Here is a 25,630-nt window from a genome sequence, read left to right as displayed (position 1 = left end):
TATTAGCTTTTATCACTTGAGCACCTGCCTCTCGGTTGCGTAAACTGGCCGCCTCTCAATTCGACCAACAGGAATTCCGTGTCATGGCCAAGTCACTGGCAGATCAACTGAAAAGCGCCGGGCTGGTGGACGACAAGAAAGCCAAGAAGATTCAGCAGGAAAAACGCAAGCAGAAGAAGCAGCAACTGAAGGGTCAGGCTGCCGAAGACGACACTCGCGCCCGGCTACTGCTGCAGCAGGCCGAAAAAGTCGAACGCGACCGGCAGTTGAACCGGGAGCGCAAGGCGGCGGAAGAAGCCCGCGCCATGCAGGCGCAGGCAAAGCAGATGCTGCAACACAACCGCCAGCCGGTGGACGGTGATATCCGCTTCAATTTCACCGACCCGCGCATCAACAAGATCAAGCGTCTGTATGTAACCAGCGAGATTCAGGACCAACTGGCCAAGGGGCGTCTCGCCATCTGCGCCACCGACGACCAGTATGTTGTCGTGCCCAAGACGATTGCCGAGAAGGTGGCGGAACGCTTTCCGGAAGCACTGATATTCCTTGCCGACCCCAAAGCCAATGAGGTGGATGAGGACGATCCCTACAAGGACTTCCCGATTCCCGACGACCTGATGTGGTGAGTCGAGCCAGTGCAGCAAAGGGCATCACTATTCTCAACGAGCATGTCATGACGGACCGAATCCTGCCGCTGGTGGCGCTGGCGTTTATCTTCATCGGCACCCTGCTGTACCAGTTGGCTGACCTGGACTGGGGGCTGTGGCTGGCGAGTCCGGCCATCCTGGCTTTCCTCGTATTGCGCTGGCATGCCATGTCCAACTCGCCACGCATTCTCATCGGCCTGGCCGCAGCCAGTGCGTTGACCCTGCCCTGGCTGGACGCACCCGCAAGTGTGTTGCGCGAAGCCTTCGAGCGCGGCGGCTACTTCGCTACCTTTCTGATTTCTCTGACCTTTCTGCGCCTGGCCGCACAGCAGTCACGCATGATCCGGCGGTGCGGCGAATGGGCTGTCATCCAGCCGCCGGGTCGGCGCTATGGCATGCTCAGCTATGCCACTGCCCTGTTTGGCACCATCCTCAATTTTGGTGTCCTGCATCTGCTCGGTCTGATGGTGCTGCGCGGCAACAGCCTGGTTGCGGCCTGGGGGCAGGAGTCCATTCAGCGCCTGCGTCAGAAGCGCATGAGCCAGGCCATGCTGCGTGGCTTTGCCGCCCTGCCCCTGGCCTCGCCGTTCTCGGTAACGCTGATCGTGTTGCTGACCATGATTCCAGATCTGCGTTGGCAGGCCATACTGCCCATTGGCCTGGTTACCGCAGTGCTGCTGATCCTGATCGGCTGGATACTGGATCACTACCAGCACAGAAATGTCCACCCTCCCGGCCCGCGCGCACGACCGCCGGCCGATGCCTGGCAGGCCGCCGTGCAACTGATCGCACTGATCGCAACTCTGGTAGGGGCCGCCTTCATGCTGGAAGGCAACACCGTGCTGAACCTGCCCATGTCCGTGCTGGTGCTGAGCCCGCTGTTCAGTCTGGCCTGGTTTGTCTGGCAGGGCCGACGTGCCGGCTGGGCCTGGGCTCCGCGGCTGACCGCCCGCCGCCTGCGCAAAACCGTGCCGGGGCAGGTTGTGCCGCTGAGCGGCGAGGTCGGGCTGCTGGCGGCTGCCGGTTTTCTGGGCTCGGTCACCACGGCGCTGATCAGTGTGGACCAGGTCGTCTGGTTGCTGAACCTGTTGCACCTGCAGGGGGTGCCGTTGCTGATTGCAGCCATGGTGCTGACCATTCTGCTGGGTCAGGTCGGGTTCAACCCGATCGTGTCGGTAACACTGCTGGCAGCAGCACTGCAGCCAGTTGAGCTGTTCGGGTTGACGCAGGAGCTGCTGGCGCTGGGTCTGATGTCGGCCTGGAGTCTGACGGTCAACTCCTCTCCCTTTACCATCTCGGTCGCTGTCACCGCCCGCCTGGCCCGAGTCTCTCCGCGCTACCTGGCCTACTACTGGAATGGCCACTACCTGCTGTTCTGTCTGGTCTTTCTGAGCCTGTGGCTGTACGGGCTGAGCTGGATCTACTGATCGGCTGATTGCAACAGCTCAGAACACCCGCTTCGCCGCCAGATCCGGCCGCTGCCGGTCGATTCTTTCTGCCAACACGGGCAGGCGGCGGGTCGGTACGGCCGGAAACAGGTGGTGCTCAATATGGAAGAACATGTTGTAGGTCAGCCAGGCCTTTGCCCTGCCCCGCACCGTGCGCGCAAGAACGCCACCCGGCTCACAGCCGTGATGCACCAGCCAGACCGCAAAGAAAGCGGTCAGACACTGGCCAATGGCCATGGCGACCACATGATACTGCAGCCAGGTCCAGTCCAGTACGCCGAAGACCAGTCCGATCCACACCAGGTTGGCCGCGAGCTCGGCCAGTATCCAGCGGCGCTGTCGGGGCCGGCCGACCTGTAGCGCCTTGCGGTGCAGCAGCAACGGAAACAGCGGCCCGAACAGCAACGCCTTCCACCACGGCATGCGGGCACTCATGGCCTCCACATCCTCGTCGTCCATGCAGTGGCGGTGATGGCGCAGGTGGTTGATCTGGACCGCATGCATGGACCCCAGCATCAGCACGCTGAATACCCCCATGAACCACTCGGTACTGCGGCGGGGAATCCCCAGAGCATAATGGTAGGCATTGTGCACCTGGCGCAGCCCGGTGAGAAAGAACATGAAGGAACAAGCCAGGGCCACCACGTACTGGCCATATGCCGCCGCTACCCAGGAGGCCAGCAGCCAGGGCAGCGACAGTGTCATTTCATGGACTACATCCCGCGGCCCAAGCTGCAACAGGTCTTTCCATTGAACCGCCTTCAGGCGTTCCCTGCTATCGTCTTGCACAATCCCGATCTCCCTGTCTGAATAGTCGGATTCCATGCGGCATCCCGCCTGTCAGCGCTCAGGGTATCGCCTTGCAGCGAAAAGACAAACCGCAGCCGGGCCAGTTTGTGAGCCAGTGCAGATTACGGCCTGCGGGCCGCGAAGACGGCGCAAGGCGTCTACACTGTCAGCGACACCCATGTCAAAGCCGACCAGCAGGAGAGAAGAAATGTCCGATCATGTCTACAAGCTCATAGAAATCGCCGGATCGTCCAGCACCGGGACCGATGACGCCATCCGCAATGCCATCGCCAAGGCTTCGGAGAGTGTGCGCAACATGGACTGGTATGAAGTGATCGAGTCACGGGGCCATATCGAGGACGGCAGGATTGCCCACTTCCAGGTCGTGGTGAAGATCGGCTTCCGCCTCGAGTAACCGCGCTCCGGCAGAGCCGACGCCGTGATCTTTGTCACTCTATGGCACTGCCACAGTTGCCAGCGGGCGGGACATTGTCCAAAATGCGCTTCTTCAGGACTTCTGTATTTCAGAAAGGAAGCATTATGACTCTGATTTCTCGCCTCGCCAGCACCGCAGTGCTGGCTACCCTGCTTAGTGCCACCGGATTTCAGGCGCTGCTCGCGGACACCAACCCCCATCTTGCCGATATACCTGCGGACAGCCTGTTTCACTACCAGACCCGGCTGGATGATCTGGTAGCCACCCAGAGTCTGATGGGTGACATCCGGCAGCAGACTTTTCTCAGCACCATGCAGGACCTGGCAGCGGAGGACATTCCTCTGTTCGTGCGCCTGCAGGCTGAAGTGGAGCGCCTGTTTGCCGACGGCCCGGACACGGTGGAGTCCACTCTGGGCCTTGACCCGCAAGGTTGGCTTACGGCCTACCACGCCGGCCTGGTGGCAGTGATTCGGGTTGACCTGACCTCGGACACCCAACTGCTGAGCTGGCTGTCCGAGCAGGGCCTGCCGGTAGCGACAAACGCAGTCCAGGAAACCGCCGGCGGCCGGCTCTACCCGCTGAACAATGATCCCGCTGTGCCGATTCACAGCCATCTTTGGGTGTCTGCCGATACTGCCCGGTTCATGATGAGCCCCGGCGAGATGACCGGAGCTCAGATCGCAGAGCGTCTGGAAGAAAGCCTTCAGGCCCCTTCGTTCGCCGACAGTGGTCGGGTGGACGATCTGATCAGCCGGCACAGCCTGACCGGATCGGATTTCTGGTGGTTCGATTATGCCGGCCTGACCCGCGCTGTGCTGGCCGCCGACAACCCGTCACTGACCCAGGACCTGAAACGCTTTGTACCCGAGTATCGGACGGCCATGGACGATCCGGACATGGCGCTCTGCAGGGCCGAGCTGATCGATTTCGCCGAGGTCACCCCGGAGATACTCTGGGGTATGAGCGACCTCACCGTGCAGGACGGGCAATTGCAACTGGACCGATTTGGCGTGCTGACACTGAGCGACGCCCAGGTGCTGCAGGAGCTCGCCGCTCTGGAAGGCCGTCTACCGGTCGATCTGGACCAGCCCGGAGACAGCCTGCTGCGCATGGGCCTGACCCTGAATGTCAATCAGTTGGGAGACACCCTGCTGGCCTGGCGCAACCGGGCCATCAATGCCGACTGGACCTGTCCACCCCTGGTGGAACTGCAGTCCGATCTGGCGGACATCAACATGGCTGCTGTCCTCGCAGGCTCCGCCATGGCGCAGGGAGCCGAGGGCCTGATTCTGGAACTGTTCGACATGGACCTGCAGGCAGCAGAGGAGGAAGACTGGACATCATTCGACGGGTTGCTCGCCATACGGGCCGAAAACCCGCAGCGGCTGGCCATGATTCTGGCCGAAGCCCTGGAATTGCCGCCAGGCTTTCAGGTACCGGACAGCGGAGATTCGGCCACCCTGCCCCTGCCAGACGCGCCGATGCAGGTGCGTATCAGCGGTGATTATCTGGTGGTCTACCATGGCGAACAGGCCCGCAATCGTGCGCTGGTCCTGGGTTCCGTCGAGCACCGCAATGCGCTGTTCGCCGGGTCCATGGATCTGCCCGGCTTCGTGCGCCATCTGGAAGACCTGCCAATGGACAGCTACCCGCAGCCCGCCACCGGCGGCATGGACATGGCCGGCAACTGTGATGCCCTCATGAACCTGACCGACATGGCCAACCATCTGGAACACCTCGATATCGGCGGCTGGCTGGGCATGGCACCAGACGGTCTGGCCCTCACCCAGACGCTGCAGGTGCAGCCATCTGCTTCGGCAGGCATGCCCATCCAGCCCGGCCGGTACCAGCTTTCCTATTTCGAGGAATGCAGCTGGTTCGATATTGGTGAGGATTATCTGGGCACGGATGGACAGGCCGAATACGCCGAGATTGAAGGCAACTGCAGTGTCTTTGAAGAACGTTTCGAGTGGTCGGCGGACAACCGCGCCCTGATCTGGGGACCGCGTGAAGCCCGCGAACGCAACAGCTGCCAGGATGATTTCTCACCCTGGGAGGTCCTGGAAGCAGAGCCTGTGCGCTGTGAAGTGGTGCGCAGGGAGCCTGACGGCAGTTTCCAGTGCATTTCGCAGGATGACTACAGTACGCGCTACCGCTACCGACGGCTGAACTGAACAGGAACGGAGCCTGTTCAGGCTCCGTATTCTCGCTCGACTTTCGTGATCCGCACCCTGAATGCCGAGTACCAGGTTGAACGCCCGAGTTGCTGCGCCTCCTGGTGCTCGCTGTGCTGCTTCCAGTTTCTGATGGCTTCCAGACTGTCCCAGTAGGATACCGTGATACCCAGCCCCTCGCGTGCCGACTCAATGCCCAGAAAGCCTTCCTGTTGCGCGGCCAGGGCCAGCATGCGGTCGGCCATGGCACCATAGCCATGGTCCCCCTCGGTGCGGAGGGAGGTAAAGATAACCGCATAGTAGGGCGGCTTCGGGGTCTGGGCGATTTCGCTCATGATGTCATGCTTCCTCTCTGTTCAGGGTTTCAGTCCGGTTGCGGCCATTCTGTTGGCCTGATAAAGCGCCCAGCCGACACTGCGATCAGAGTCCCTGCCAGTCCATATAGGCCACCAGAGCACCCTGCCGGCGCGGATAGTCCGCAGTTGCCAGATTCCATTGTCTGATCCGGGCCAGATCATAAGCTGATTTCGCTATGGCAATGGCAGTGTTCAAACAATGCTCGGCACAATCAGGCACTGATGACTGCAGCAACGCCAGTGCTTCCGCATCCCTATGGAGATCAAGCAGCACTGCCGCATAGTTGTTGATCAGCAACGAGTCCCGCTCACCATCCTCGTACTCCGCCCGCAGCAGCTTCGCAGCTTGCTCCAGATGCTCGGCGAACCGGCTGTGATCGCGCCAAGCAAGGTCGTGCAGGCGGATCGACTCTTCGATGACATTCATATCTGTTACCGTCGGTTGGCCAGTGCCACACCACTGACAGCCACTGCGATGCCTACCAGGGCCATGGGACCAAGGCGCTCCCCGAAAAGTATCCAGGCCTCCAGTGCGGTCACTGGTGGCACCAGATAGAACAGGCTGGCCACCCGGGACGCCTCACCGCGGCGGATCAGCGTCATCAGCAACAGGATGGCGGCGATGGAGAGCCCGAATATAAGCCACAGCAAGGCCGCAACAAAGGTAGGAGTCCAGTCAATTTCTCGTGTCTCGAACAGCATTGCGGCCACGCCGAGCACCACCATGGCCCCCATGTACTGGATAAAGGTGCCGGTGACCAGCGGCATGCCGGTGCAGTGGCGCTTCTGATACAGAGTACCCACAGAGATACCCAACAACGCCGAAAATGCCGACACCACAGCCGCCCAGCCAAAACCGACGAACAGTGCTTCGGGGTTGGCCAGGTCGAGCTTCTCGCCCATCACCATGACAATACCGACCAGACCCAGCACTATTCCGATCCACTGGCGGCCGCTGATGCGCTCACCCAGCCAGGAGCGCGCCAGACCTGCCGTTACCAGCGGTTGCAGGCCCACGATCAGCGCCGTGACCCCGGCCGGCATGCCCAGCTTGATGGCGGTAAACACCGCCCCCAGGTAGATGCCGTGCACCAGCACCCCGACCACGGCGATATGGAACCAGAGCCTGGGCTCGGTGGGCCAGTGTTCGCCCAACAGGCGAATCAGCAGGTACAGCAGAAACAGCGTGCACACAAAGCGCACGAACAGGAAGGTATAGGGCTCGGCATAGGGCAGACCGTACTTGGCGCCGATAAAGCCCGTGCTCCACAGCAACACAAACAGCACCGGAGTTGCTTTCACCCATAAATTCTGCGACCAGGTCGACATCAGTGAGCGCCCTCAGACATTGCGAGCCACATCCACTACCTCGCCCCCGGTAACCTCCAGCAACTTGCTGTAGGCGATCCGGAATATCGTATCGGAGGCCCCTGCTGCTGCGTATACGGTCTCGAATCGGGCCAGCGTGTCGTCGATATAGATCGGCATGCTCACGCGGTGACCAATCGGCGGCACCCCACCGGGCGCGTAACCGCTGAACTCGATGGACTGCTCCGGTCTGGCCATCCTGACTTTCTTGCGACCCACACCACGCAATGCTGCCAGCTTGCGATCATCCATCTGCCGGTCGCCGGCACCAAGCACCATGATCGGCTCGTCGCCGATCAGGAAACACAGGCTCTTGACGATACTGCCCAGCTCCGTCCCCAGCGTATCGGCTGCTTCCTGCGATGTCGCCGTTGAACTGTCGAAATGCTCTATCGACACCTTCAAACCCAGCGCTTCGAGCGCCGCCTTCACATGATCCGGGGTCAATGGTTCAACCATGAGGCACAACCTCCTCTGTAATTCCTTTCATTTCAGTAACCAGCCCTGCTTTCTGCCAGCGACGGTTTCTGCCATCTGCCGACGCATCCAGGGAACCCGGTGTGACAGCGGCAACGCCAGGTCGCGCGCCCATGATGCACCGACTATTCTGGATTGGAAAAGCGGCGTCAGCAGGCGACTCATGCGCTGATAGAAGCGAATGGAACCCTGCCTGGCCACATGAAACTGTGCCCAGACGCTGTCCCAGTCTGCACTGCTCTGTACTGCCCGCGCCAGAGTAGCAGCATCCAGCAACGCCATGTTGGCCCCCTGCCCCAGTTGCGGGCTCATCGCATGTGCAGCGTCTCCGATCACGCCGGTGCGCCCTTCCCCCCAGCGCGACAGGATGACATCTCGGTAGGTGGCCGGCAGCAACTCGGACGGACTTTCAATGTGACTGATCAGCCCTTGCAGGTCGGGCCACAAGGTCACTACGCGCTCTTTCCACTGCGCCAGATCCAGATACCCGGCCTGCCAGTCAGGAATGGCCGCGACCGGGAGGCTCCAGAACAGGCTCAGCATCGGTGTCGCGGTATCCGTCGGCATGCATCCTGTGGGCAAGGCGCCCAGCATCACCGCAGAACCATCATATTTCTGCTGCAGCCAGGGTTTGTTCAGGGCTGACAGGCTGTGCGTCAAGGGGCGAATCAGCCACATCGCACCCCAGGGGTACAGGCGATCATGACGCACCAGTGATTGCGGTCGCAGTTGGCTGGCGCTGCCGTTGGCCACCAGCACCGCATCAAACGCTTCGCTATGGACCTGTGCCTGGCAACGGAAGCTGACTATGGCCTCCCGCTCGCCCTGCTCGATCGACAACACCTCAGAGCCCAGCCAGCGTCGATGCTGCACCGCGCTCAGGGCGCTGTCCAGCACATGGCACAGTGCGGCCCTGTGAACCCCGAGCCCGAACACCTCGCTGCTGTCTTTCAGGTGGGCATATTCAACCTGCATGATCGCCCGGCCACCACCGGTCCAGCCATAGAGAGCATCGATTCTCTGGCCGTACTGCAGCAGGTGCTCGAGACAACCCATGTCCGCCAGGGTTGCGATGGCCGAAGGCTGCAGCAGCAACCCTGCACCCACTGGCTCCAGCGCGCTGGCGCGCTCGACAAGGGTGATGTCGTGCCCCTGGCGTGCCAGCAGGGTTGCCGCCGCAAGACCAGCAGTACCGGCACCAATCACAGCAATACGTTGTCTATTCATTCAGGCAAACGACAGCAACAGCCAGGCCACATAGAAGACGAACACATAGTTCATCAAGGGCAGTACAACGAACAGGTTCAGCGCGTAGGCCCGGTCCAGAAACAGGGCCCAGGCCATCAGCAGTACCAGGGTTATCCGCAGCGCCATCAGGGCCCAGCCATGCCCCAGCCACAGGAAGGTGCCCAGAAGAAGCGGCACGGCAAACGGCGCGACGATCAAGGGGACCAGTATCAACGCCAGCGGGTCATCACTGGTCAGAATCACTACCAGAGCCCAGGCAATGCCGACCACTGTCGCCCCTACCATGAGCGCGCCCATGACGGGCAATGACGTAAGCAGCGATAAATTCATAAAATCCCTTTTGCTTCAGAAAAAACGTCCCCCGGAACCGACCAGCACGACAATCACCCCCAGAACCAGATTGAACGCCACCAGCTTGCGAATCTGGCCTACCCGCCGGCCTGCTTCCTCGGGATTGCTGTCGGCTATGGCCAGCCGCAAGCGCCGAAATGGCGCGAAATAGACATGCAGAAAGACCAGCATCATTACGATACCCAGGCCCTGCATCAGATGGATATGCCACCCGGCACCAGCCATGCCTCCAAAGACGCTGAACACCATCCAGTAGCCGGTCAGCAAAAGCACAGCGATCGAAACCCAGACCCACAGAAAGAAACGGTTCAGTGTTCGATGCCACAACAGCCCGCGCTCAGCAGGCTCCACAGTCTCCACGACCGCTGGTCGCATCGCCATGTAGGCGAAAAACATGCCACCGACCCAGATCACTGCGGCCAGAGTATGCAGAGCAATCGCTATACCCATGAAGATTCTCCTTGCTCGACAGGGCGCTGTACAAACCTGTTCTCGGGAAATGCGGCTTGGACAATACACAGCGACCGCATTCTAGCATCGGCTAGCGAAGCCTGATAGAGCATGGAAGTTGGCTACTGTGCCAACAGAACGGTGTCTATGGGCGACATTTCTCAACCCGGACGTTCTGTCCTGGGCAGTGCCACCAGGTCGAACCAGAATGACTCTACAGCGCGTGCAATCTGGTAGAACCGGTCCAGTCCGAGCGGTTTGGTCAGGTAGCAATTGGCGTGCAGGCTGTAACTGGCGAGAATGTCTTTCTGCGAATGCGATGAGGTCAGCACAAGCACCGGCAAGGTTTTGAGCTCCGGATCACTCTTTATGATTTCCAGTACCTCGAGGCCATCCATGCGCGGCAGGTTCAGGTCCAGCATAATCATGTCGGGTCGGACAGCGTTGGTATATTCTCCCTGCTGGCGCAGAAAGCGCAGAGCTTCCTCGCCATCCTTGACCGGGTGCAGTCGATTGCGGGTGCTGATCTCGGCAAAGCTTTCCAGCGTCAGATCCACGTCTGCCGGATTATCTTCCACCAGAAGGATTTCAATCGGTCTCGACTGCTGTTTCATGGGAGCCCCCCCTTCTACCAGCAGGATCCTTGGGCAACTTGAAGTAAAACCGGGTGCCCCTTTTTCCCACTTTGCACTTGAACCCTATTTCACCGCCGTGGCGCTCGACAATGCGCTTGGCGATGGCCAGACCGATGCCGGTCCCCGGATAACGCTCTCGTTCGTGCAAGCGTTGAAAGACCTGAAAAATCCGTTCTGCATACTTTGCATCAATGCCAATGCCATTGTCCTGAACCGAGAAATCCCAGCGGTCTTTCAGCTCCTTGCAGCTGACATGGACCCGCGCCGGCTCTTCGCCGTGAAACTTGAGGCCATTGAAAATCAAATTCTGGAACAGCTGTACCAGCATGGATTCGGATGCCCGTATTGTCGGCAGTTCATCACGGGTAATACAGGCACCCGGCTGTTCCGCAAGACTCACACTGACCAGGTTGATCACATGATCCACCACCGCATTGACATCTACCCGGTCAATCGCCAGGTCTGCTCGCCCAACGCGGGAATACAGGAGCAGATCGTCGATCAACAGCTGCATTCGCTCTGCCCCTTCAACCACATATTTCATGGCCTTGCGGGCGCTTGCATCGAGATCATCAGGCAGACGCTTCTGCATCAGCTCGGTATAACTGCGCACCATGCGCAGAGGCTCCTGCAGGTCATGAGAGGCGACATAGGCAAACTGTTCCAGCTCCGCGTTGGAACGTGCCAGTTCATCAGCCTGGAGTGCCAGGGCATCTTCGGCCTGCTTGCGTCGGGTCAGGTCAATGATGGCGCTGAGTGCATGAATCCCGTTGGGCATTTGAATCGGTGTCAGGCCAACCTCTATCGGAACCTCCTCGCCATTCTTGCTCAGCCCGTAAAGATCTCTGCCCTGCCCCATGATTCTGGGCTGAGGCTCAGCAAAGTAGCTCTTGCGATATTTCTTGTGACCAGTGCGCACAGACGTCGGGATCAGCATCTCGACCGGATTGCCCAGCAACTCGTCCCGGCTGTAACCGAAAAGCCTTTCGGTGGCGCGGTTCACCAGCACAATACCTCCGTCAGGCCCAACCAGAATCAAGGCCGAAGGCGAAGCTTCTATGATATCCCGGTAGCGGCGACGCTCTGCCTCCAATTCTGCTTCCTGCGGGGAACAGCCGGCAGACAGGTGCTGGTGCTCAGCGCTGCGGGCCAGATGCTTTTTTTTGACACTGCCTGTCTGGTCGGTCATGAATGTTCCTCAGAGGAATCTTTCTGCTGTTCCAACCAGTCGAGGATGGTCCCGGTGGGCGCTGGCCTGCAGATCCGATAACCCTGCAACAGATCACAGCCCGCCTTGCGCAGGAATTTCTCCTGCCGGGCATTTTCCACCCCCTCGGCAATGACTTTCAGGCGTAGCGCTCGCGCCAGGCTCAGCAGACTGTGCAGAATCGCTTCCGTCTCTCTGTTGTTGCCTATCTCGGTGACAAAGCTTCGATCAATCTTCAGCGCATCAACAGGAAGACGGCGCAGATAGTTCAGCGAAGAGTAGCCGGTTCCAAAGTCGTCGATGGCGATCGTTATGCCCAGTTGGCGCAGAGAAGTCAGTGTCTTGACCGTGGTTTCCAGATCAACCATGGTCGCGCTCTCTGTGAGCTCCAGTTCGAGGCGATCCGGGGCCAGATTAGTGGCAGCGAGCACTTGTGCCACCTGCTCATAAAGCCCGGAACCATATAGCTGGCGCATGGACACATTGACCGCCATTCGGTATGCAGCACCTGTTACACGCTCCAGTTCTTTTGCAAATACCGCAGCTTGCATCAGGACCTGAAAGCCCACCTGCTCGATCAGGCCTGTGTCTTCCAGCACCGGGACAAACTCTGACGGTGACAACGGCGTGCCCCAGCCTTTCGGCCAGCGCAACAAGGCTTCGAAACTCATTGTTTTTCCGGTTCTGGCGCACACCTGGGGCTGGAATGCCAGCCAGAGCCGGTCCTCTGCAACAGCACGGCGCACCATCTGCTCTCGGTGCAAACGAACCTCCACCTCATGCTGCAGTTTCTCGGAAAAGAACTGATAGTGGTTCTGGCCCTGAGTCTTGGCCTGGTACATGGCCGTGTCAGCAGCAGCGTACAGCCCTTGAGCATCAGTGCCGCAATGCGGGTAGGTGGCAATCCCGATACTCAGACCAATACTGACACTGGATGCACCAATGTCTATGGGCTGTCGGAACGCTTTAATCAGCTTCTCTGCCATATGAGCACCATCATCAGGGCCTTTCACATCCGGCAGTGCAATGGCAAATTCATCTCCGCCCATGCGCGCGACAAAGTCACTGCGGCGGCAGTTGGCGCGGAGTCGCTCCCCGGCCAGACGCAACAACTCATCGCCCACAACATGACCCAGGGTGTCGTTCACGTGCTTGAAACGATCAAGGTCGATGAACAGTATGGCAATTGTGCCGCCTTCCCGGTCAGCATGCGGCAGCAGCCTTTGCAAATAGTCGAAGAAATAACTGCGGCTGGAGAGACCAGTCAGTTGGTCTACCTGCACCATCTGCACAAGTTTCTGCTCGGCCTCCTTGCGCGCCGTAATATCATGGCAGGCAATCAGCGTTGCAGGTGATCTGTTCCAATCCAGGTGTGCCGTGCGGATTTCTACATAGCGCTCTGCAGGCAATGCCAGCTCTGTACCATCTGCCCGCATGATATCCAGCGACAGTCGATGCCCAATGTCCTGAGGCAAACTGATATCCAGCAGATGACAAGCCGCCTGATTGGCAAAAAGAAGGCAGTCCTGCCGGTCAAGGACAATCATGCCATCAGGGTTCGTTTCAAGAACCCGCAAATACTGTTCCTGCAGACGGTGACGCTCCATGGCATGGCGAATGGACTGATAGAGCATTCCCGGACTCAGGTCCTGCTTGGCGCAGAAATCCTGTGCATGCTCACGAATCGCGCAGATGCCGATGCGACTGTCCCGATTACCGGTCAATACGATGATGGGTACGGAGGGAACACTGAATCTCAGACTGATGAGCGAGTCAATGCCAGAACTGTCCGGCAACCCCAGATCCAGCAGGACTATATCGAAGGGCCGCTGTTCCAGCATAGCTTCTGCCTGGCTGAGCCGGCCAAGCTGAACAACTTCAATGCGCGGACCGAAGGCCTCATGCAGATAGGACTCACACAGATCGGCATCACCCGGGTTGTCCTCAATCAGGAGAATACTCAGTTGATGATGTGCCGTCACAGAACCGTCTGAATCAGACTCCCGGCCGGACATGAGCGTCACATTTCTGGAATCTGCCTGGCTGGCACTTAACGTTGAGCTCACCTTATACCCTCAGTCCTGGCGTCTGCTATTAGTCAGAAACTAGTCTGAAGCCGGGTGGCGGTCAAATTTCAAACGATTCAATGCCTTGTGTAACAGGTCTCTTATACGACATGAATCACAGAATATCGAACAGCATGTCGATAGCCCTGACACCGTTGAGCGCCGTGGTTGTTCGCAGCGTCAGATCAGGGCACTTGTCATTCGGAGCAGGTCACGCTGATCTTCAGCCGCCAATGGCTCAAAGAATGACTGTGCAACCTCGGTGAACGAAACATCGGCATCCTTGAAGATGGTTGCACCGGCGCTGGTCAGCGTCACCAGGCTGACCCTGGCATCGCGCGCCGCATCTTCCTTGTCGATCAGGCCGGTTTTCTGCATGGGGTTCAGCAAGCGGGTGACGCCTGATGCGGTCAGCCCGACACGTTGCGCGAGATCGACCCGGCGCAGTTTGTTGCCGGGTGCTTCATGCAACTGCCGCAGTACCAGATACTCGGTAAAACTGATCCCATGAAATGACAGCTGACCGGCCAGTTGCCGCTGTATCTTCGAGTGCAGAGCGACCAGCTTGAGCAGCAGCGCCGGTTGAGATGAAACGGGCATGCGGAAGATCCTTGCTTGATAGTTGATAGCTCAATCATATACATGAAATGATTGACTGGTCAAGCATCAATCAAGACTGCCGCCCCTGCTCTACCCTGCGGCCCGCCATTTCATGCCTCCGTGTCAAAAAAGGCCGCCAGCTGTTCAGGGACGTAGGGCCAGAATACCGCCCAGCTTTCCGGCCTGGGGTGCCGCCTCTTGTAGGCTTCTCGTTCCGCCGCACTGAGCTCACCGAGCCAGGCGACAAACTGATACCAGTACTCTTCGCCCGGGCCCATGCGCCAACCCATGGACCCCAGCGGAATGTCAGGATACTGAAGCCAGGGTGGCAACATGTCATTGCACTCGGATGTAGACATTGCGCCGGCCTCCTCGGATTGGACTCTGATTCCACAAAGGGCACAAGAATTGGACTGTCAGCATCTGCGCTATGCACTCAATGCTTTTATGACCGCCTGGGGCTCTTTAGCCACTGCATCACCAAACTCAGATATCCGCAGTAGCTGACCATTCAACATCCTCCAGCAGCTCCAGGCGCTCTTCCATTCTCGCGTATTCCTGGATGTCCATCAGCACGGCAACTCCGCGCCCCCTCTGAGTTAACACCATAGGGCGACGGGTTTCATCGATCTGCTTCACAAATGTAGCGACTCCCGCCCGAAACTCAGACAGGGGGCGAATATCTTCATCGACGCGAATTTTTGACATGGCAATCACTTATGTACGCTTAATGGTACGTCCAAGTGCACTCCTGAGCTGTGATGTTGGCAAGAAGGGTCGCAATGGAACATAACGTTTGCAGCACGCGCGGCCTTGGAATGGAGCCAAAGGCGCAATGGAAAGGACGTCGCTGTGCCTGCACTGGCTATGTTGATTTTTGTATGACCAGGCTGATGGCCTGCTTCACATAGTCATAAATTCTAGGGCAACTGCTTGATCTGGGTCCTGCCACATTCAAAACATCGACGCTGTACTGACGGACGAAAGAAGTCAAAAGCTCTGCTGCGCGATCGGGCTCAACTAGCTCAATATCAATCAACTTGTAGGGCTTACCTTGCCGAATACAAAAGAGAACCGTAGTTTCAGTGCCGCCTTGCACATAAGATTCATAAAAAATTGCGGTACCATCAGAACTCGCGACATTTTGCTTAGTACGCTGTCGGTAGCCGCCACCAATTTCTGTCAAAGTATATGCGCTACTGATCGGCCCATCTTCCGCCATTCGCCCCACTGGGCAACTACCTCCAATTGGGAAGACTGCCTCTAGACCGGCGTCAAGAGCCGCCCGGTCGGCGCCGGTTTGTCCACCACTTATGACTTTTGAGAGCATCGCTGGCCCCAATCAACACAACGTCCCCAACACGCGCAGCTTTGGAGTGCAGGCGAAGCCGCAACGGAAAGGCTGTGATCTCGCCCCGATAAATCGGACACATTTCTGTTAGGCAACGGTCTGCCCATACTCTATCGGGCTTCGGTAGCCGATGCCAGAATGCAGGCGCTGCGTGTTGTAGAAGTCATTGATGTAGTCACGGACTGCGGTGTACAGCCCATGGTCGGTGTTATAGGTTGTGCCATGTATTAATTCGGCCTTCAGCGAGTGTAAAAACGATTCGGCATAGCCGTTGTCAGTACAGTGCCCTGGTCGGTTCATGCTGCTGAGCACGTCGGCTTTCCGCTCTTTTGAATAGCGTGGCATAGCGTTGTCCAAAGCACCCTCTCGAGGAGCTAAACGGCGAAATCGCCGAATGGACAACTAGGTTGACAGAGAGGGGCTGCCACAGCGCTATCCTATTGTTCTGGCTTGGGCTTGCGGGGCTTCTTCGGGGCCACGGTTCTGGTTCTCCTCAGCAGGCCTTCTCTGTATTCCTTGCGCCACCGTGACAGCATGAACAGATGGATGCCCATGCGCTAGGCGACGTCCTTGATCAGGACTTCCGGGTTGAGCATCATTTCAACGGTCTTGCACTTGAATTCAAGGCTGTACTGACGGGTTTTCTTGGCCAGGTTGGACTTTGGCATGGGACACCTTCGGGCAATTTTGGGGTGCCCGTTTTATCGGGGCAGGTTCAGTGGCGAACTGCTGCGCCTTGTCATGCACTTATTCGCTTGACTCTATTGATTCCATAAGAACACGCCCAAGCTGTTCTATCGCAGCATTTCTTTCTTCGAATGAGGCTGTTGTTTCTGTTATATAGAATGCTACGAAGATCGGTTTTCGTTCGGGAGGCCAAATAACTGCAGTAATAGCTCTAGATCCAAATCCACCTGCGCCAGTTCTATCGCCAATGATCCAGCCATCGGGTTTGACCGACCGAAACAAATCATCTGCAACTTGATTATTAATCAACCACGTCTTTAATAAATTTATAGACTCTTCTGTTAAAACATTACCAAGTAGCAACTGCTCAAGGTTGCCAATCATTGCATTTGGTGTCGTTGTATCTCGCTCATCACCCGGCACTGCTTCATTAAGCTCTGTTTCCCAGCGGTCCAAACGCGTAACATCATCGCCTAGCTGTCTAGCAAATGCTGTGACACTTTCTGGCCCGCCTAAACTCTGTAAAATAAGGTTGGCCGCTGTGTTATCACTTATTGTCATCGTAGCTTCGCAAAGCTCTGAAAGATTTATATTACGGTTGTCAGCATACTCTTCTAAAACTGGCGAGTAAGTTACCAGATCCGATGATGAAACACTTATGCTCCTTGTCAGCTGTTCGCTTCCTGCGTCTACTCGCGCCAATAGTGCCGCACATGCTAGAGTTTTAAATGTGCTAGCTAGTGCAAAGCGTTGCTCGGAGTTGTACTCCCATCTCATGTCTGATTCCGTGTCGTATGCGGCAAAGCCGACGCGTGCATCAAGATGGCTTTCAATACGTTCGATCTCACTAATCAGAAGACCTTCATCGGCAATCAAATATGAGGAAGAAAATAAAACAGCGCAAGAAAAAACTACTTTAAATTTCACTAATATTATCCAAAACATAGAAGGTAATCCCCCCTAAAAACCATCGCGGTGATAAGTGGAATTTTGTAACCTGACCGACAGGAGGGAACGAACCGGTCAGGCAGTGGTGAGAACCACAATAAGTGAGCTTCAATATATGTTTGCTGTAAGCACCTGGTGCGACAGCCCACGAAGGCTGACGAAGTAGATGCGCTCGCTCATGGTTTTGATAGTGGCCGCTTGGCGCGGCCAAAAAAAAATCGTTATTGCCTGTTGTGCCGAGACGTCTCATATGTGTTGGGCGCCCTGAAAAGGTTCGACCGATTCATGCGATCCAAAGAACCCACAGCGCACCGAGCATTGACGAAATGCCGAGCAAGGGCAGAATTCCCAACCGCAGCCTGAACACCAGAACAAAGGCGACCGCTGATAAAGCCAACATTGGAAGATCCACGCTCCCTGGAACAGGCAAACTCATATCCACGCCGAATCCTGAAATTCGGTGCTGCTCTGCAAATAACGCATTGATAGCAAACCATAAAGCCAGATTTGCGATCACACCGACCACAACGGCCGTGATTGCCGCCAAAGCTGTGGAAAGTGATTGATTTGCTCGCAGCTTCTCCACATAAGGTGCCCCGGCAAAAATCCAAAGGAAGCAAGGCAGAAACGTCACCCAGAGAGTCAGCAATGCCCCCATTGATGCATAAAAAATACTAGGCTCAATAGCGGCCTCTCGGTAAGCGGCAAGGAACCCAACAAACTGGGTTACCAGAATGAGGGGACCTGGCGTGGTTTCGGCCAGGCCAAGCCCCTCTAGCATTTCGCCGGGCTCAAGCCACTGGAAGTTTTCTACCCCCTGCTGGGCGACATAAGCAAGTACCGCATACGCGCCGCCGAATGTTACCGTCGCCATCTTCGAGAAGAAAACTGCGATTTGGGAGAATACGTTGTCGTAGCCTAATAATGCCAGCAAACCACCCACGGTCAGCAGCCACAGCAGCAAGCACACCACGGCCGCTCGTTTGGTTCCAGCTCGAACGACAGTTTCCGTGTTGATATCAGGCTCCGATTGGAGTCTACCCTGCATCGCCATCCTCTTTGCGACGGTATAGCCAATGGCCCCCGCGCCCAGAACCACGAGCGGAAACGGCAAGTCAAATACGAACAAGGCGATGAATCCCGCCACCGCCAATACCGGCATCAATGTATTTTTAAGTGCTCGGCGGCCAATGCGCATCAATGCCTGTACGACGATAGCGAGCACAGCAGCCTTCAAGCCAAAAAAGACGCCTTCAACCACCGCCAGATCACCAAGAGATACGTACAACCAGGAAAGCGCAAAGATGGCGACTGCACCCGGAAGGATGAATAGAACGCCAGCGACAATCCCACCTTTTACCCCATGCAGCAACCATCCGACATAGGTAGCCAACTGCTGGGCTTCCGGCCCCGGAAGGAGCATGCAGTAATTGAGCGCGTGCAGAAAGCGGGATTCATCCAGCCATTTTTTTTCATCGACTAGAATCCTATGCATCAAGGCAATTTGCCCCGCTGGTCCGCCAAAACTCAGAAACCCAATTCGAATCCAAACGGCCAGCGCCTCTTTGAAACTAACTTCGCGCAAGTTTTACTCCCTGATAGTGTGTGTAATGCTCTGGTGGCTGCCTAGCTTTGCCGCCCAACAAATAAGCGGTTATACGGCAGCGCAGCGCCGCTACAACCGCATGTTGAACGCCGCCTGACCTCGTTGTCTAGGGAATTTTTTTTGCCTCGGGCGTCCCTGCTCGTCAGCGAGGGGTATGGTCCGACTGTGCCGTCGAACACGCTCGCCATCCACGACGAGAAGACCTTGTCCGGTCGTACACCCCTGCTGCCCCTGCGACAAGGCCACCCCTCGGGCCCACCCCAAAGCAAGGGTTTTGATTCCGTTCTGTCGGCTGCTAACTGCTATCCAGTCTCTGTGTGACTCTGTGCCTGGGCATCCGGTGCCCACTAGGTTGATCCTCACCCAGACACGCCACCGGCTGGTGGCCGCAATTCGGGCAGTGCGCGCCAGGCCTGTCCGTCGACGCCGACGTGATCTTGTCTTTTTGCCTCTGCTGGCCCGGCAGTTGCCGGCGGATCAGCGACAGGCAGCGCCGTTTGACCGCATTGGCCAGAAAACCATAGTGATGGATGCGCATGAAGCCCTTGGGCAAGACATGCAGCAGAAAGCGCCGAAGCAGCTCTTCGGGCGTCAGTCACAAGGTAGCGTCGCTCGAGGTGCGGTAGTCGTGGTGTGCGCGGCCAAGGGCCCCAGATCGGCACTTGCGTGCCTCGCTACAAGGAGTCTGGGCACGCTACCGCCCGGCCGGGTGAGGTGGCTGTCCAATCTTTCGGTTTGTGCCTTCGGTTTGTGGGGTCCTTGGGGTGGAGCCTGTTCGGACCTGACTCTAGGTATAGCTGACCCGCCCGGATTTGCAAGCTGCAGTCCGGGCAAGTCAGGCTTGAGCCAGTTGGTGCTTCAGCGCAGTTCGAACCAGCGGTCGGCCTGTATGGCCTGGCCAATACCCTGCCCCACGGCGATGCCCAGGTCGTCCAGAATCTGGCGCCAGGGGTCCCGTTTCGGATCGAAATACAGCAATTCGTCGATCTCCAGCCGGTTGGCCAGGCTGTAGATGGATTCGATGCCATCGATCAGTCCATTGTCGACAGCCTGCCGGCCGGACCACAGGAAGCCGCTGAGCACATCGGGGTTGCTGTCATCCAGTCGATCGCCCCGGCCGGCAATGACGGCTTCCAGGAACTGCTCGTGCACGCTGTCGAGTACGGTCTGCCAGTGCGCCACGGCCTCCTCGTTCTCGGGCGAGAACATGTCCAGGAAGGCCTTGTTTTCACCGGCCGTGTAGATGCGGCGGTCCACACCCAGTTCTTCCAGCGCGCGGTCAAAGCCAAAGCTGCCGGAAATCACGCCGATGGAACCGACCAGGCTGGAGCCGCCGGCATAGATTTCATCGGCGGCAGCGGCAATGTAGTAGCCACCACTGGCTGCCATCTCGCCAACTACGGCGTACACCGGGATGTCCGGGTAGTCGGCCTTGAGGTCATTGATCAGTTCATACAGCAGATGCGCCTGCAGCGGGCTGCCGCCGGGCGAGTTGATATCCAGCACCACAGCCTGAGTATCCGGATGCGCAAAGGCATCCAGCAGCGGCTCGCGATGGGTCTCCATGGAGATGTCCCAGTTGTCCGCGATCTGGCCGTGCATTTCGACCACGGCAATATGGCCGCCGGTCTGTACCGGCCCCCGGGTCATGACGCCAGGCGCGATGACCAGGTAGTACAGCAATGCAAACAGATAGATAAAGGTCAGCGACTTGAACAGGATGCCCCAGCGGCGGCTGCGCTTCAGTTCGTTGCTGTGGGTCAGCACGATCTTCTCGATCAGTTGCCATTCCTTGGCTTCGCGGCGCGAGACCCTGGCCGGGCTGTCCTGGCTATTGCCAGGGTTGTTCTGACCGGAGCTGTCACCTTCGGGGCGTGGACGGCGGTCCCAGGTTTCGTTGTTATCTGCCATGGTGTGTCTTCCTTTGTCTTGTGTCTGCGCCTGGTGTCAGGCGTCGAAATTGATCGGGACTTGCGTCCCTCGCTACGACAGCAGCCGGGTAAAGGCTTCCGGCAGCGGCGCTTCGATAGCCACTGGCTCATCGGTCAGCGGGTGGCGGAAATTCAGGGCGCTGGCATGCAACAGCAGCCGTTTAACGCCCAGTGTTCTCGCCTCTGCCAATTGCTCGCTGGTGGCGTACTTGTCATCACCCAGAATGGGGTGGCCGGCCACCTGCGCATGCACACGAATCTGGTGTGTGCGTCCGGTCCTGGGGCTGGCCCTGACCAGCGTCAGCCCCGGCCCGCTCAGAACCTGCTCCACGGCAAAGCGGGTATCCGACCGCTTGGCACCGTCACCGGCCTCGGTTTCCGGCTTGACCATGCGCTCACCCGACTGCAGCACCTGCTTGCGCAGCGGTACATTGACGCGGGTGCGGTGGTCCGGCCAGCGCCCGTGCACGATGCAATGATACTGCTTGTCGATATGATGCTCACGCAGCATGGCGTGCAACTGACGCAGAGCGCTGCGTTTTTTCGCAATCATCACACAGCCGGAAGTTTCGCGATCGAGCCGGTGCACCAGTTCCAGGTGATGATAGTCGGGGTAGATCTGCCGCAGGCTCTCGATCAGACCCAGCGTAATGCCGCTGCCGCCATGCACGGCCAGACCGCTGGGTTTGTCGATTACCATGAAGGCATCATCATCCCACAGTATGCGTTCGCGCAGCGTGCGGCTGAGCTGTGCCGAGGGTGGCGGCGGAGTATCACTCTGCTGCAGACGCACCGGTGGCACCCGCACGTCATCGCCAATACACAGCTTCTGCAGAGGCTTGGCGCGTTTCTTGTTCACGCGCACCTCACCCTTGCGAATAATGCGATAGATCAGGCTCTTGGGGGCGCCTTTCAGTTCATGGAGCAGGAAATTGTCCAGCCGCTGGCCTTCGTGGCCGGCATCTATACGCACATGACGCACGCGGTACGGCTGATCGGCCGTGGTGTCGGCCGCAGCATTGATTGGAGAGGAGTCTGTCATGGCGCGTATGGTATCAGCCTGCGTGCGGAGGAACCATTGGCAGGCATTTGCTGTATCGCCATTTTCTGATATATTGCGTAGAGTCGCAGAGGCCCCGGCCAAGAACATGCCGGCTTGCCCTGCTGACACGAAAACGCGACGCAATTTTAGTGGTGTGTGCGGCTTCAGAAGAGCCGGGCCACCCAAAACCGAGCGACAAGTCTTCGGTTCACTGAATGTAAGACTGGACGGTCAGACACGGTTTCCTGCGGCCCTAAGCCAGATTTCGCAGCCGGATTGCACGTCAATTGGACAACATCGTTTCTTCCCCGCGACGGCCAAGGCCGTCGGGCAGGCGCGCTGACATCCCGGAGCCCGGCAGGTTAAAACAGCCCCGAGCTGTGCCGTTATCAATACCGTCCCCAAAAGTATTCCCGCTGTTGGTCGGGCCCGCCCCTGTGTTGGGTGCCGCCTGTACCACCTGCCCTGCTCGGGTCAGACACTGTCTGCTCCCATGAGCACGCTTCATTCAGGCACTGAGACTGTGGCTCTACTCCGTAAAATCATGGAAAAGAGTACAGATTCTCTATGAAAAGAATGCTGATCAATGCGACCCAGTCCGAAGAGATTCGGGTCGCCCTCGTCGATGGTCAATTCCTCTACGATCTGGATATCGAAAACGGTTCCCACGAGCAGAAAAAAGCCAACATCTATAAAGGCAAGATCACCCGCGTAGAACCCTCCCTGGAAGCCGCCTTTGTCGACTTCGGCTCCGAGCGCCACGGATTTCTCCCGCTGAAGGAAATCGCCCGCACCTATTTCAAGGACCCGAATGTTCAGGGACGGGTGAATATCAAGGAAGTGGTTGCCGAAGGCACCGAAGTCATTGTGCAGGTGGACAAGGAAGAACGTGGCACCAAGGGCGCCGCCCTGACCACCCTGATCAGTCTGGCTGGTCGCTACCTGGTGCTGATGCCCAACAATCCGCGCGCCGGAGGTATTTCCCGACGTATCGAGGGTGAGGAACGTTCCAACCTGAAAGACGCCATGCGTGGAGTGAATATTCCCGAAGGCATGGGTGTCATCGTGCGCACGGCCGGTATTGGCCGTACCTCGGAAGAACTGCAGTGGGATCTTGATTACCTCATGCAACTCTGGGAGAGCATTGACGGCGCGGCTAGTGAACGCCCGGCCCCTTTCCTGATTCTGCAGGAGAGCAATGTCATCATCCGTGCCATCCGCGACTATCTCCGCCAGGATATCGGCGAGGTGCTGATCGACAACAAGGAAGTCTACGAACACGCCATGGATTTTGTACGCAAGGTCATGCCGCACTTCGAGGCCAAGCTCAAGCTGTATGAAGATCAGGTGCCGCTGTTCAGCCGCTATCAGATCGAGGCGCAGATCGAGTCCGCCTTCCAGCGCGAAGTGAAACTGCCTTCCGGCGGCTCCATCGTTATTGACCCGACCGAAGCCTTTGTCGCCATCGACATCAATTCCTCACGCGCCACCAAGGGTGGTGATATCGAGGAAACCGCACTCAACACGAACCTGGAAGCGGCCGACGAGATCGCCCGCCAGTTGCGTCTGCGCGATATGGGTGGCCTGGTGGTCATTGACTTTATCGACATGTCGAGCAGCCGCAATCAAAAGGAAGTGGAAAACCGTCTGAAAAACGCCACCGATTCCGATCGGGCCCGTGTTCAGATTGGCCGCATCTCCCGTTTTGGGCTGCTGGAGATGTCTCGCCAGCGTCTGCGTCCTTCTCTGGGTGAAACCAGCGGTATCGTGTGCCCGCGCTGTGAAGGCCATGGTGTGATCCGCGATGTGAAGTCGCTGTCACTGGCCATTCTGCGTCTGATGGAAGAAGAATCCTTCAAGGACCGCACCGCTCAGGTTCGGTGCATTGTACCTATGCCGGTAGCGACCTTCCTGCTCAACGAAAAGCGGGAGAATCTGGCACGTATCGAAGCCACACAGAAGGTTCAGGTGGTGGTCATTCCGAACCCGGACATGGTGACCCCGCATTATGAAGTCACCCGTGTGCGGGATGACGATGAAACCCTGACCGATGAACCCTCCTACGCCCTGAAGCTGGAAGACAATTCCACCACCGAGCAGGAAGCGGTACTGGAGCGCAGCCACAAGCCGGAGGAAGCGGCCATTTCCGGTGTCATGGCACCGCCTGCACCGGCCCCTGCGGCAGCGCAGCAGCCCAGCGCCCCTGCCCCTGCGGCCAAACCGGCAGCAGCCAGAGCAGAGCCCGGCGTCATGAGCCGCCTGGGTGGCTGGCTGAGCAACCTGTTCAGCAGTGACAGCAATGACGATGACAATCGTCGGGGCGGTCGCCAGAGTGACCGTCGCCGCAGCGGCACCCAGACTCGCGGTGGCGCTCAACAGCGACGCAGCGCCGACAGCCGGGGGCGTAACAACACCCGCGGCGGCAGCGGCAACCGGAATCAGGCTGACAACCGTGGCGGCCGTGGTACCGACAAGAGCGATGACAGCAGCCAGGGCGGCAATAATCGTCGTCGCGGCAGTCGTGGCAAGGGCGGCACCAATACCGACAACAAGGGTGGTCAGCAGAATGACCAGCGTGGCAACAGCGAACGCAGCAGTGAGCGCGGTGGCAACGGCGAACGCAGCAATGAGCGTGGCGGCACCGGTGAGCGCAACCGGGGTCGCGGTGGTCGTCAGCAGGATGACGCTCGCGGCGGCAGAGGCCGTGGCGGTCGCAGTGGCAACCGGCAGAAAGACCAGAATGATCAGGCCGAGCAGCCGCAAGACGACACTGCACCGATGGCGAGCCCGAGCAAGCGTCCCGGCCGTGAACAAGGTCAGGCCGCCAAGGGCCAGAACCGCAAGGAGCGTCGTGATGAACGCCCTGAAGAACTGAAGCAGGCTACGGAGACTGCGGCCACCGAACAGTCAGCACCGGCCAAGGGCAATGTTGCGGCAGAGGCCCCTGCAAAGAAAGCAGCCAGCGATCAGGCCGCTACTGACAGCAAGAAAGAGAGCAAGCCCAGGGCCCCGCGCAAGGCCGAGCAGGCACAGAATGCACCGGCAGACGCGGAAGCAACCACAGAAGCGAAGGCGGACCAACTGGCAGACAGCCAGGACAGCGCCAGCGGCGACGAAGACAGCAAGCCCAAGTCAGGTGGTCGCAAGCGCGGCAGCCGTGGCGGCGCCAAGCGCTCCAGAAGCAGCGGCCAGGATGCCGGCAATGAGTCCGAGTCCGGGGACCAGAAAGGCACCGCAACTACTGACAGCGATGCTCAGACCGACCAGCAGCCGCAGACCGACGCCAAGGTTGCTGCCGCACAGGCAGCACCTGAAGCAGACAGCGAGCCGGCGGAAGCTCCTGTCCAGGCCGACAAGCCCAAGGCCGACAAGCCAAAAGCCGCTTCCAGAGCCAGAAAACCGGCCAAACCGACAGCCGAGGATCAGGCTACTGCGCAGGCCGAACCGGAAGCAAAGCCTGCGGCGCCGACAGACAGCAAGCCTGAACCGGCGCCAGAAGCCCCCAAAGCTTTGGCTGCTGAAGAAAAAGCTGAAGTCCCGGCCGCCAAGGCACCGAAGGTCGAAAAGCCCAAGGCCGAAGCGCCCGTGACAGCAGCACCCCAAGCCGAACCGCCCAAGGTGGAAAAGCCTGAGGCCGCAGCGCCACCGGCTGCCACCAGCGCAGAGCAATCGGCGCCGGCAAACGACAAGGACAGTGCAGAAGCCTCTTCGGGCCGGAAGTCGGGCCGAGCGCCCAACGACCCGCGTGAGATGCGCAAGCGTCAGCAGGCAGACTCCTGAGTCTGACCTTGCACCAGCCTAAAAAAGGCGGCC

25 protein-coding genes and 1 pseudogene are annotated in these 25,630 nt (G+C 58.4%); 5 read left to right on the top strand and 21 right to left on the bottom strand.

The annotated features are described in order from the left end of the window. Positions 1-83: 83 nt before the first annotated feature. Both E4656_RS04135 and E4656_RS04130 read left to right on the top strand, forming a co-directional pair. Entirely contained in the window at positions 84-626 is a 543-nt protein-coding gene (locus E4656_RS04135) for a DUF2058 domain-containing protein (protein ID WP_135481418.1), read from the top strand. Between the two features lie 47 nt (positions 627-673). Beyond that, on the top strand, positions 674-2,074 hold the full coding sequence (locus E4656_RS04130; protein WP_135481417.1) for a hypothetical protein: 1,401 nt from the start codon (positions 674-676) through the stop codon (positions 2,072-2,074). An 18-nt stretch (positions 2,075-2,092) separates the two neighbouring features. Here E4656_RS04130 and E4656_RS04125 read toward each other — a convergent pair whose 3' ends face one another. Then, a complete protein-coding gene (locus E4656_RS04125; protein ID WP_205849088.1) occupies positions 2,093-2,884 on the bottom strand; it encodes a fatty acid desaturase family protein in 792 nt (263 codons plus the stop codon). Positions 2,885-3,092: 208 nt separating this feature from the next. On the opposite strand from E4656_RS04125, the gene E4656_RS04120 reads away from it, so the two are divergent. After that, complete coding sequence (locus tag E4656_RS04120; protein ID WP_135481413.1) at positions 3,093-3,299, top strand: dodecin; 207 nt, start codon at positions 3,093-3,095, stop codon at positions 3,297-3,299. 125 nt (positions 3,300-3,424) lie between these two features. Next, a complete protein-coding gene (locus tag E4656_RS04115) occupies positions 3,425-5,494 on the top strand; it encodes a hypothetical protein (RefSeq protein ID WP_135481411.1) in 2,070 nt (689 codons plus the stop codon). A 17-nt stretch (positions 5,495-5,511) separates the two neighbouring features. Here E4656_RS04115 and E4656_RS04110 read toward each other — a convergent pair whose 3' ends face one another. From E4656_RS04110 to E4656_RS04015, 20 genes and pseudogenes are all read right to left on the bottom strand, one after another. Beyond that, complete coding sequence (locus tag E4656_RS04110) at positions 5,512-5,829, bottom strand: antibiotic biosynthesis monooxygenase family protein (RefSeq protein ID WP_135481410.1); 318 nt, start codon at positions 5,827-5,829, stop codon at positions 5,512-5,514. A gap of 85 nt (positions 5,830-5,914) precedes the next feature. Next, positions 5,915-6,277: a hypothetical protein gene (locus tag E4656_RS04105; protein ID WP_135481408.1), complete on the bottom strand. Its 363-nt coding sequence runs from the start codon at positions 6,275-6,277 to the stop codon at positions 5,915-5,917. Between the two features lie 5 nt (positions 6,278-6,282). Then, positions 6,283-7,179, bottom strand: coding sequence for a DMT family transporter (locus E4656_RS04100; protein WP_135481406.1), 897 nt, complete (start codon positions 7,177-7,179; stop codon positions 6,283-6,285). 12 nt (positions 7,180-7,191) lie between these two features. Further along, positions 7,192-7,677 carry a YbaK/EbsC family protein gene (locus E4656_RS04095; protein WP_135481404.1) on the bottom strand — a complete coding sequence of 162 codons (486 nt, stop codon included), beginning with the start codon at positions 7,675-7,677 and terminating at the stop codon, positions 7,192-7,194. 27 nt (positions 7,678-7,704) lie between these two features. Next, positions 7,705-8,922 (bottom strand): FAD-dependent oxidoreductase, encoded by a 1,218-nt coding sequence (locus tag E4656_RS04090; RefSeq protein WP_135481402.1) that lies wholly within the window; start codon positions 8,920-8,922, stop codon positions 7,705-7,707. Further along, positions 8,923-9,273: a hypothetical protein gene (locus E4656_RS04085; RefSeq protein ID WP_135481400.1), complete on the bottom strand. Its 351-nt coding sequence runs from the start codon at positions 9,271-9,273 to the stop codon at positions 8,923-8,925. It lies immediately after the preceding gene. 15 nt (positions 9,274-9,288) lie between these two features. Continuing rightward, positions 9,289-9,744: a CopD family protein gene (locus tag E4656_RS04080; protein ID WP_135481399.1), complete on the bottom strand. Its 456-nt coding sequence runs from the start codon at positions 9,742-9,744 to the stop codon at positions 9,289-9,291. A gap of 161 nt (positions 9,745-9,905) precedes the next feature. Beyond that, complete coding sequence (locus E4656_RS04075; protein WP_135481397.1) at positions 9,906-10,358, bottom strand: response regulator; 453 nt, start codon at positions 10,356-10,358, stop codon at positions 9,906-9,908. Then, entirely contained in the window at positions 10,333-11,568 is a 1,236-nt protein-coding gene (locus E4656_RS04070; protein WP_135481395.1) for a sensor histidine kinase, read from the bottom strand. The genes E4656_RS04075 and E4656_RS04070 overlap by 26 nt, the downstream gene beginning before the upstream one ends. Continuing rightward, positions 11,565-13,568 (bottom strand): putative bifunctional diguanylate cyclase/phosphodiesterase, encoded by a 2,004-nt coding sequence (locus E4656_RS04065; RefSeq protein WP_167855923.1) that lies wholly within the window; start codon positions 13,566-13,568, stop codon positions 11,565-11,567. The genes E4656_RS04070 and E4656_RS04065 overlap by 4 nt, the downstream gene beginning before the upstream one ends. A gap of 264 nt (positions 13,569-13,832) precedes the next feature. Next, positions 13,833-14,252 (bottom strand): MarR family winged helix-turn-helix transcriptional regulator, encoded by a 420-nt coding sequence (locus E4656_RS04060; RefSeq protein ID WP_135481392.1) that lies wholly within the window; start codon positions 14,250-14,252, stop codon positions 13,833-13,835. Between the two features lie 110 nt (positions 14,253-14,362). Further along, on the bottom strand, positions 14,363-14,611 hold the full coding sequence (locus tag E4656_RS04055; RefSeq protein ID WP_135481390.1) for a hypothetical protein: 249 nt from the start codon (positions 14,609-14,611) through the stop codon (positions 14,363-14,365). A 127-nt stretch (positions 14,612-14,738) separates the two neighbouring features. After that, entirely contained in the window at positions 14,739-14,960 is a 222-nt protein-coding gene (locus tag E4656_RS04050; protein WP_135481388.1) for a type II toxin-antitoxin system Phd/YefM family antitoxin, read from the bottom strand. Positions 14,961-15,117: 157 nt separating this feature from the next. Continuing rightward, positions 15,118-15,582, bottom strand: coding sequence for a putative molybdenum carrier protein (locus E4656_RS04045; protein WP_135481386.1), 465 nt, complete (start codon positions 15,580-15,582; stop codon positions 15,118-15,120). 108 nt (positions 15,583-15,690) lie between these two features. Continuing rightward, positions 15,691-15,948, bottom strand: coding sequence for an integrase core domain-containing protein (locus tag E4656_RS04040; RefSeq protein ID WP_167855922.1), 258 nt, complete (start codon positions 15,946-15,948; stop codon positions 15,691-15,693). Between the two features lie 402 nt (positions 15,949-16,350). Further along, entirely contained in the window at positions 16,351-17,235 is an 885-nt protein-coding gene (gene bla, locus E4656_RS04035; protein WP_135481382.1) for a class A beta-lactamase, read from the bottom strand. Positions 17,236-17,521: 286 nt separating this feature from the next. Next, positions 17,522-18,823, bottom strand: coding sequence for a chromate efflux transporter (chrA, locus tag E4656_RS04030; RefSeq protein ID WP_135481381.1), 1,302 nt, complete (start codon positions 18,821-18,823; stop codon positions 17,522-17,524). Positions 18,824-19,307: 484 nt separating this feature from the next. Beyond that, positions 19,308-19,427: pseudogene (locus tag E4656_RS04025) on the bottom strand (transposase); the annotation flags it as partial. Positions 19,428-19,702: 275 nt separating this feature from the next. After that, entirely contained in the window at positions 19,703-20,755 is a 1,053-nt protein-coding gene (locus E4656_RS04020) for a S49 family peptidase (RefSeq protein ID WP_135481379.1), read from the bottom strand. Between the two features lie 72 nt (positions 20,756-20,827). Continuing rightward, positions 20,828-21,817, bottom strand: a complete 990-nt coding sequence (locus E4656_RS04015) for an RluA family pseudouridine synthase (protein WP_135481377.1) — start codon at positions 21,815-21,817, stop codon at positions 20,828-20,830. A 567-nt stretch (positions 21,818-22,384) separates the two neighbouring features. Between E4656_RS04015 and rne the strand changes: the two genes are divergently transcribed. After that, the gene (gene rne, locus E4656_RS04010) at positions 22,385-25,597 is read left to right on the top strand and encodes a ribonuclease E (protein WP_135481375.1); all 3,213 of its coding nucleotides are present in this window, start codon (positions 22,385-22,387) and stop codon (positions 25,595-25,597) included. The last annotated feature ends 33 nt before the right edge of the window (positions 25,598-25,630 follow it).

This window comes from Natronospirillum operosum, assembly GCF_004768465.1.
Lineage (GTDB): Bacteria > Pseudomonadota > Gammaproteobacteria > Pseudomonadales > Natronospirillaceae > Natronospirillum > Natronospirillum operosum.
The sequence above is the reverse complement of the archived record's forward strand: the minus strand, read 5'-3'. Positions and strand labels throughout refer to the sequence as shown.

What these genes read in the sequence shown, in the direction of transcription:
- E4656_RS04095 (WP_135481404.1), bottom strand. Translation starts at nt 7,677, where the DNA reads ATGGTTGAACCATTGACCCCGGATCATGTGAAGGCGGCGCTCGAAGCG.
- E4656_RS04120 (WP_135481413.1), top strand. Translation starts at nt 3,093, where the DNA reads ATGTCCGATCATGTCTACAAGCTCATAGAAATCGCCGGATCGTCCAGC.
- E4656_RS04045 (WP_135481386.1), bottom strand. Translation starts at nt 15,582, where the DNA reads ATGCTCTCAAAAGTCATAAGTGGTGGACAAACCGGCGCCGACCGGGCG.
- E4656_RS04135 (WP_135481418.1), top strand. Translation starts at nt 84, where the DNA reads ATGGCCAAGTCACTGGCAGATCAACTGAAAAGCGCCGGGCTGGTGGAC.
- E4656_RS04055 (WP_135481390.1), bottom strand. Translation starts at nt 14,611, where the DNA reads ATGTCTACATCCGAGTGCAATGACATGTTGCCACCCTGGCTTCAGTAT.
- E4656_RS04110 (WP_135481410.1), bottom strand. Translation starts at nt 5,829, where the DNA reads ATGAGCGAAATCGCCCAGACCCCGAAGCCGCCCTACTATGCGGTTATC.
- E4656_RS04060 (WP_135481392.1), bottom strand. Translation starts at nt 14,252, where the DNA reads ATGCCCGTTTCATCTCAACCGGCGCTGCTGCTCAAGCTGGTCGCTCTG.
- E4656_RS04090 (WP_135481402.1), bottom strand. Translation starts at nt 8,922, where the DNA reads ATGAATAGACAACGTATTGCTGTGATTGGTGCCGGTACTGCTGGTCTT.
- E4656_RS04040 (WP_167855922.1), bottom strand. Translation starts at nt 15,948, where the DNA reads ATGCCACGCTATTCAAAAGAGCGGAAAGCCGACGTGCTCAGCAGCATG.
- E4656_RS04015 (WP_135481377.1), bottom strand. Translation starts at nt 21,817, where the DNA reads ATGACAGACTCCTCTCCAATCAATGCTGCGGCCGACACCACGGCCGAT.
- E4656_RS04085 (WP_135481400.1), bottom strand. Translation starts at nt 9,273, where the DNA reads ATGAATTTATCGCTGCTTACGTCATTGCCCGTCATGGGCGCGCTCATG.
- bla (WP_135481382.1), bottom strand. Translation starts at nt 17,235, where the DNA reads ATGTTTTGGATAATATTAGTGAAATTTAAAGTAGTTTTTTCTTGCGCT.
- E4656_RS04075 (WP_135481397.1), bottom strand. Translation starts at nt 10,358, where the DNA reads ATGAAACAGCAGTCGAGACCGATTGAAATCCTTCTGGTGGAAGATAAT.
- rne (WP_135481375.1), top strand. Translation starts at nt 22,385, where the DNA reads ATGAAAAGAATGCTGATCAATGCGACCCAGTCCGAAGAGATTCGGGTC.
- E4656_RS04070 (WP_135481395.1), bottom strand. Translation starts at nt 11,568, where the DNA reads ATGACCGACCAGACAGGCAGTGTCAAAAAAAAGCATCTGGCCCGCAGC.
- E4656_RS04020 (WP_135481379.1), bottom strand. Translation starts at nt 20,755, where the DNA reads ATGGCAGATAACAACGAAACCTGGGACCGCCGTCCACGCCCCGAAGGT.
- E4656_RS04080 (WP_135481399.1), bottom strand. Translation starts at nt 9,744, where the DNA reads ATGGGTATAGCGATTGCTCTGCATACTCTGGCCGCAGTGATCTGGGTC.
- E4656_RS04050 (WP_135481388.1), bottom strand. Translation starts at nt 14,960, where the DNA reads ATGTCAAAAATTCGCGTCGATGAAGATATTCGCCCCCTGTCTGAGTTT.
- E4656_RS04130 (WP_135481417.1), top strand. Translation starts at nt 674, where the DNA reads ATGACGGACCGAATCCTGCCGCTGGTGGCGCTGGCGTTTATCTTCATC.
- E4656_RS04100 (WP_135481406.1), bottom strand. Translation starts at nt 7,179, where the DNA reads ATGTCGACCTGGTCGCAGAATTTATGGGTGAAAGCAACTCCGGTGCTG.
- E4656_RS04115 (WP_135481411.1), top strand. Translation starts at nt 3,425, where the DNA reads ATGACTCTGATTTCTCGCCTCGCCAGCACCGCAGTGCTGGCTACCCTG.
- E4656_RS04105 (WP_135481408.1), bottom strand. Translation starts at nt 6,277, where the DNA reads ATGAATGTCATCGAAGAGTCGATCCGCCTGCACGACCTTGCTTGGCGC.